This is a genomic window from Oceanicola sp. S124 (assembly GCF_000220565.1).
Lineage (GTDB): Bacteria > Pseudomonadota > Alphaproteobacteria > Rhodobacterales > Rhodobacteraceae > Pseudooceanicola.
In genome coordinates, this window is sequence record NZ_AFPM01000270.1 from 23,210 (window position 1) to 29,641 (window position 6,432).

General features: G+C 66.2%; 8 protein-coding genes. 5 read left to right on the plus strand and 3 right to left on the minus strand.

Annotation, left to right across the window (positions count from 1 at the left end):
* Nucleotides 1-76 precede the first annotated feature (76 nt).
* The 4 genes from fliF to fliP are packed head-to-tail and all read left to right on the plus strand — an operon-like array spanning nucleotide 77 to nucleotide 3,318.
* On the plus strand, nucleotides 77-1,675 hold the full coding sequence (gene fliF, locus OS124_RS0118170) for a flagellar basal-body MS-ring/collar protein FliF (RefSeq protein ID WP_010141301.1): 1,599 nt from the start codon (nucleotides 77-79) through the stop codon (nucleotides 1,673-1,675).
* Nucleotides 1,672-2,268, plus strand: a complete 597-nt coding sequence (locus OS124_RS0118175) for a FliH/SctL family protein (RefSeq protein WP_010141302.1) — start codon at nucleotides 1,672-1,674, stop codon at nucleotides 2,266-2,268. The genes fliF and OS124_RS0118175 overlap by 4 nt, the downstream gene beginning before the upstream one ends.
* On the plus strand, nucleotides 2,261-2,545 hold the full coding sequence (locus OS124_RS0118180) for a FliM/FliN family flagellar motor switch protein (protein WP_010141303.1): 285 nt from the start codon (nucleotides 2,261-2,263) through the stop codon (nucleotides 2,543-2,545). The genes OS124_RS0118175 and OS124_RS0118180 overlap by 8 nt, the downstream gene beginning before the upstream one ends.
* Before the next feature lie 23 nt (nucleotides 2,546-2,568).
* Nucleotides 2,569-3,318: a flagellar type III secretion system pore protein FliP gene (fliP, locus tag OS124_RS0118185; RefSeq protein ID WP_010141304.1), complete on the plus strand. Its 750-nt coding sequence runs from the start codon at nucleotides 2,569-2,571 to the stop codon at nucleotides 3,316-3,318.
* A 298-nt stretch (nucleotides 3,319-3,616) separates the two neighbouring features.
* Here the strand turns inward: fliP and OS124_RS0118190 are convergent, their stop codons facing one another.
* The 3 genes from OS124_RS0118190 to OS124_RS0118200 all read right to left on the minus strand — a co-directional run bounded on the left by OS124_RS0118190 (nucleotide 3,617) and on the right by OS124_RS0118200 (nucleotide 5,681).
* Nucleotides 3,617-4,150 (minus strand): chloramphenicol phosphotransferase CPT family protein, encoded by a 534-nt coding sequence (locus tag OS124_RS0118190; protein WP_010141305.1) that lies wholly within the window; start codon nucleotides 4,148-4,150, stop codon nucleotides 3,617-3,619.
* Nucleotides 4,150-5,061, minus strand: coding sequence for an oxygen-dependent tRNA uridine(34) hydroxylase TrhO (gene trhO, locus OS124_RS0118195; RefSeq protein WP_010141306.1), 912 nt, complete (start codon nucleotides 5,059-5,061; stop codon nucleotides 4,150-4,152). Before trhO ends, OS124_RS0118190 begins: the two co-directional genes overlap by 1 nt.
* Before the next feature lie 65 nt (nucleotides 5,062-5,126).
* Nucleotides 5,127-5,681: an NADPH-dependent FMN reductase gene (locus OS124_RS0118200; protein WP_010141307.1), complete on the minus strand. Its 555-nt coding sequence runs from the start codon at nucleotides 5,679-5,681 to the stop codon at nucleotides 5,127-5,129.
* 208 nt (nucleotides 5,682-5,889) lie between these two features.
* Here OS124_RS0118200 and pncA point away from each other — a divergent pair.
* Nucleotides 5,890-6,432: bifunctional nicotinamidase/pyrazinamidase (gene pncA, locus OS124_RS0118205; protein ID WP_010141308.1), on the plus strand; the 543-nt coding region annotated here is incomplete at its 3' end.

Here is a 6,432-nt window from a genome sequence, read left to right on the forward strand (position 1 = left end):
ACTAACCGATTATTAAGCCCGTTCGGCCAATTAGGGGGCATCACCGGCAGAACGCCGGACGGACGGGAGACGCGGTTTGCAACAGCTTTTGACCCTGTGGACCAATCTGGAACCAAGGCGGCGGATCATCGCGATTCTTGCCTCCCTTGCCATGTTCGCGGCGATACTCGGACTGGCGCGGATGGCCTCGCAGCCCTCGCTGTCGCTGCTCTATTCCGGCCTTGAGAGCGGCCAGGCCGGCGAAATCGTGCGGGCGCTCGACCAGCGTGGCGTGGTCTACGAGGTGCAGGGCGGATCGATCTACGTCGAGGGGGCCCGGCGGGACGAACTGCGAATGACCCTCGCCTCCGAGGGGCTGCCGCGAAACTCTTCTCAGGGTTATGAATTGCTGGACAACCTGTCTGGTTTCGGCACCACCAGCCAGATGTTCGACGCGGCCTATTGGCGGGCGAAGGAAGGCGAACTGGCGCGCACCATTGCCGCCTCTCCGCAGATCGCGGCCGCGCGGGTGCACATCGCGCACCAGGGCGCGTCTCCCTTCCAGAGGGACCTGCGTCCGACGGCCTCCGTTGCCCTGACCTCGTCCGGAGAGATTTCTGCCAGCCAGGCCAAGGCCTTGCGATATCTCGTCGCCTCTGCCGTCGCGGGCCTCAACCCTGATGACGTGGCAGTCATCGACGATTCGGGCGAGCTGATCGGTCTGGCAGACGAAAGCACCGGTGCGCCCTCCGGCCAGGATCGCGCGGAAGAACTGAAGGAAAAGGTGCAGCGACTGCTGGAGGCGCGCGTGGGCTTCGGAAATGCCGTGGTCGAGGTGGCGGTCGAGACCAATAACGAGAGCGAATCGATTCGCGAGCGGCGCTTTGATCCGCAAGGGCGGGTCGCCATCTCCACCGACAGTGAAGAGAACAGCGAAAGCTCGCAGAATGCTGCCGGGGGAGACGTTACCGTTGCCTCCAACCTGCCGGATGGCGGGGCGGGCGGCGGCGGCAACTCCTCGTCGCAGCAGACCGGCACGCGCGAGCGGGTCAACTACGAAGTCTCGGAGGTCAATCGCGAGGTGCTGCGCGCGGCTGGCGCGATCAGCCGCCTGACGGTGGCGGTGCTGGTCAACGGCACCCTCTCGACGGATGCCAATGGCGCCGAGACCTTCGCCGACCGCTCCCCGGAAGAGCTTGAAAACCTTCGTGAACTTGTTGCATCGGCGGTGGCCTTCGATGAGGCGCGCGGCGATGTCATCACGATCAAGTCGATGCAGTTCGAACCTGTGACGGAGTTGGGCACCCTGGCGGCTCCGGGGCTGCTCGACAGGATCCACATCGACGTCATGTCGCTGATCCAGATGGCGGTGCTGGCGGTGGTGGCCCTGATCCTCGGGCTTTTCGTGGTGCGGCCCGTCCTGACCCGCCAGGCACAGGAGGTGCCCCTGTTGGCCAATGGCGGCGAAGAGGCCCTGGATGGCGAGATCGAGGACGACTACGCGCTGCCCGACCTGCCGGCCCTGGGCGGTTTCGGTGGCGATGACGATGGCTTCCCGATGATGGCGGACTTCGACGGAGAAGGCGGCTCGGGCGACGATCCCGTGCGCAAGTTGCAGGCGCTGATAGAGGACCGCAAGGACGAAACGATGGAGATTTTGCGCAGCTGGCTCGAAGAGGGTGAGGAGACCGCATGAAGGCGATCACTCACATTCTCGAGGATTTCGGCGCGCCCCGCGTGGTCCAGTCGCCCGGCCTGTCCGAAGAGGAACTCGAGACGATCCGCCTCGAGGCCTTCGAGAACGGATACAAGGCGGGCTGGGATGATGCCGCCCGCGCGGCGCGGGACGAACAGGGGCATATCGCCGCCGACCTGGCGCGCAACCTGCAGGACCTCTCCTTCACCTATCACGAGGCGCACGGCCACGTGCTGGGCGCGGTGAAGCCCCTGCTGGAGGATATCGTCGGCAAGCTTCTTCCCGAGAGCATGGGCGAGAGCCTGGCGCTTCGGATCATCGACCAGCTGCAGGCCCTGGCGCGGGACAAAGCCTCGGTGGCAGTGGAGATCCTCGTCGCGCCCGACAACCTGCCGGTGCTCGAAACCCTTGCAGAGCAGGACTTCGGCTTCCCGGTGAAGATTCTCGGCGATGACACGCTGCCCGACGGTCAGGTCTACCTGCGCTTTGGCGAGGAAGAGACCCAGATCGACCTGGGTGAGGTCAGCGATGGCATCCGCAAAGCCCTGGCCGGCTTCTTCGCGGAACAGGAAAGGAAACAGGACCATGGATGACGCCCCCCCCGAGGCCACCGGCAAGGCCAACCCCTTCACCGTGGTCCCGATCGAGATCACGATCTCGGTCGGCAAGGCGCGGCCGCTGATCCGCGACCTGCTGAAACTGACAAGGGACTCGGTGCTGCCACTGGATCGCCGGGTCGAGGACCCGGTGGAGCTCTACGTTGGCGACCGGCTGATCGCCCGGGGCGAGCTGGAGGAGATGGAGGGCGACAACGCCGGCCAGCTTGCGGTTCGCCTGACCGAGGTCACCGACCTCTCGGGCGAGCTTTGATCATGGCGCGAAGGGGCTGAACAATGATCGGGCGGAGAAGAAATCTCCTGGCCATTGCAGCACTTGTCACCCTGGGCCTGCTGCTTTCGCCGCTGCCGCTCGCGGCGCAGGAACTCTCGCTGAACCTAGGCGAGGGAGAGTCGCTTTCAGCCCGGGGGATACAGCTGATCCTGCTGATCACGCTGCTCAGCCTGGCACCGGGCATCCTGATCACACTCACCTGCTTTCCCTTCCTGGTCACCGTGTTGTCGATCCTGCGCCAGGCCCTGGGATTGCAGCAGGCGCCGCCGAACATGCTGATTGTCAGCCTGGCACTCTTCCTGACCTGGTACATCATGGATCCGGTGGTGCGCGAAGCCTGGGACCAGGGCATTTCGCCCCTGATCGAAGAGGTTCTGCCGGTGGACGAAGCCCTGCCGCGCGCGATTGCGCCGTTCCGCGGTTTCATGGCCAACCGGATGGACCCCGCTACATTCGAGGCCATGGCAGCCCTGCGCCCGGACGCTGCGACGATCGAGACCGGCCCGGACGCGCCGCTGTCCGTGTTGATCCCCAGCTTCATGCTGTCGGAAATCTCGCGCGCCTTCCAGATCGGCTTCCTGATATTCTTGCCCTTCCTGATCATCGACCTCGTGGTTGCGGCGATCCTCATGTCGATGGGCATGATGATGGTTCCGCCGGCCATCGTCTCTCTGCCGTTCAAGCTCTCCTTCTTCGTCGTGGCCGATGGTTGGAGCCTGCTCGCGGGCAGCCTGGTTCGAAGCTACTTCTGACTGAGGGCGGAGCTTTGGCGTTGCACGTCTGCGTAGCGGGAAGTCCTGCGTCTTGCCCAGGGCAGGGCGGCATACCTCTGGCGGAAGCACATTTGGCCGTCGAATGAATGAAGCCGTCTAAACCTGGCTCTGTCGGGGCGCGATTGTCTCCGGGGGCCATAACCCTGCCCTTCATGAGGACGCCTCTGGTGCCGGGTGCCAGCCGGGGGGGAATTGAGCCGCAGGCTCAAGAGGGGGGCAGAGCCCCCCCGCCCCGTCTTCGTGCCGCCGCAAGGCGGGCTCCGCGGTCGGACCTTGCTCAGGGCCCGGCGAAGATCGAGCGCCTCGGGGCCTTCAGCGCCTCTTGGATTCGGCTCAGGTTCAGCTCTGTTCCGTCCAGGCTTTGCAGTTCGAGATCATAGATCATCCCTTTGTGAATGCTGTGGAAATCCTGCGCGGCGCTGCCCCTGCGGCGGTCCCCGCGGGCGGCCTCGCGGGCCTCGAGCACCTCCAGCGGGCAATGCAGCGCGACGAAAAGCACCTCGTGTCGGTGGAAGATCCGCGCCAGGTCCTCATGCCACGCCGGGGTGTCGAGGATATGTTCCAGGATCAGGTCGTTGCCCGCCGCCAGGTAGGCACCAAGCGAGCGATGGAAGCCGTCGAAGAAAGCGGCCCGGTGCGCCTTCCAGTCAAACTCTCCGCTGGCGAAACGGGCCGAGGGCAGCACCCCGCCATCCCGCAGCTTGTCGATGGAGACATGCCACCAGGGCGAGGGCAGGGCGTCCTGCAGCGCTCGGGCCAGGGTCGACTTCCCGGCGCTCGAGGCGCCATGCAGGAAGATGACCCGGGCCATCAGTCCTCGAAGCCGCCCAGGTGGCGTTCGCCGCGCGCCCGAGCCAGGGCGATCTGCTTCTGGCGTTCGCGGAAGCGGGCCTTGTCGTCGTCCGAGGTCTCTGCGACGCAGAGGTGGCACGAGACCCCCTCTTCGTACTCCGGGCGGGTCCGGTCGGCGGGCAGGATCGGGCGGCGGCAGGCATGGCACAGCTCGTGCGGGCCCTCCTTCAGCCCGTGCCCGACCGAGACGCGGCGGTCGAAGACGAAGCAGTCGCCCTGCCAGGTGCTGTCCTCGGCGGGGACTTCCTCGAGGTACTTCAGGATCCCGCCCTTCAGGTGGTAGACGTCCTCAACCCCTTGACCCAGAAGGTAATTCGTTGACTTTTCGCAGCGGATGCCACCGGTGCAGAACATCGCGATGCGCTTGTTGTGGAAGCGCTCCCTGTTGGCTTCCCACCAGGCGGGGAAGTCGCGGAAGCTCTCCGTCTGCGGATCGACGGCGCCCTCGAAGGTGCCGATGGCGACCTCGTAGTCGTTACGGGTGTCGATCACCGCCACGTCATCCGAGCGGATCAGCGCGTTCCAGTCGGCGGGATCGACATAGTGGCCGACTCGGGCCAGCGGATCGACATCCGGCTGGCCCATGGTGACGATCTCCTTCTTCAGCCGCACCTTCATGCGGGCGAAGGGGCGTTCGGCGGCGCTCGACAGCTTCCATTCCAGATCGGCGCAGCCAGGCAGGGCGCGCAGATGCGCCAGCACCGCCTCGATGCCGGCGGCGGGGCCGGCAATCGTGCCGTTGATCCCCTCGCGCGCCAGCAGCAGCGACCCGCAGATCTGCTGCGCAGCGCAAAGCGCCTCCAGCGGCGCCTTCAGGGCAGCGGGGTCGTCGAAACGGGTGAAGTGGTAGAGGGCGCAGACGGTGTACATGCGGCGCGGATTACCCCCGGCGGGCCTTGCAGGCAAGGGCTTGCAAGGCCCGCGACCTGCGGCAATCAGCCCTTCAGCAGGCGGGCGCGCTCGACCAGCAGGCCCAGCTGTTTCGCCACCAGCTTGCGCGAGGGCTCGTCGACCAGCTTGCCGTCGGCCACCTTTTCCTCCATCAGCCCGATCGAGACATCGGGCCCCGGCACCAGTTCGGCGCCGATTACCGACAGCACCTGCCGCCAGGCGTAGTTCGACATGTTGCCGCCGCGCGGTCCGGGGCTCTGGGTCATCACCGCGACCGGCTTGCCCGACATCGGGAAACCGGGTTCGGTCGAGACCCAGTCCATCGCGTTCTTCAGCGCGCCGGGCACCATGCGGTTGTATTCGGGCGAGCACAGGACGACGGCATCGGCGGCAGCGAGCGCCTCGCAAAGCGCGGTGACGGCCTCGGGGGTGCCGCTGTCCTCGCGGATGTCGCTGTTGAACATCGGCACCGCGTCGATCTCGACATCGAGGATGCGCACGCCCTCGGGGGCGAGTTCAGGCAGGGTGGCGCGCAGCATGCGGGTCATCGAGGCGCGGCGCAGGGATCCGCAGAGGGCGGCGATGGTCATGTCGGTCATGTCGGCTCCGGGGGGTTGATACAGTGGTTGGGGCTCTGGGTTTGGGGCCCTGGGCGTAACCCTAGCGCATCCGCGTCCCCGGGCCAGCGCTTCATTCGCAGGCAGGCCCTGCGCTGGCGCACCGGGGCCGGACCCGGGCGGCGCCGGCAAAGATTGACGCCCCGGGGCGCAGCGGCGAAGGTCGCCGCACCACAGAAGGAGCCTCAACATGTCCGACGCGCTGCTCGTCATCGACCTTCAGAAGGATTTCTGCCCCGGCGGCGCGCTGGCTGTCGCAGAAGGCGACCTGATCGTCCCGGGCATCAACGCGTTGATGACCGATTTCGACGTGGTGATCCTGACCCAGGACTGGCACCCGGCGGGGCATTCCTCCTTCGCCTCCTCCCATCCCGGCGCCGAGGTCATGTCGCTGACCCAGATGCCCTACGGCCCGCAGGTTCTCTGGCCCGACCACTGCATCCAGGGCTCGGACGGGGCGGCCTTTCACCCGGACCTGACGGTGGATCGCGCCGACCTGATCATTCGCAAGGGCTGCAATCCGGCGATCGACAGCTATTCGGCCTTCTTCGAGAACGACCACCGGACCCCGACCGGGCTTGAAGGCTACCTGCGCACACGCGGCATCACGGGGCTGACCCTGGTCGGGTTGGCGACGGATTTCTGTGTCAATTACAGCGCGGTAGATGCGGCAAAGCTTGGCTTTGCGGTCACGGTGCGGCGCGATCTCTGCCGGGGAATCGACCTGGATGGC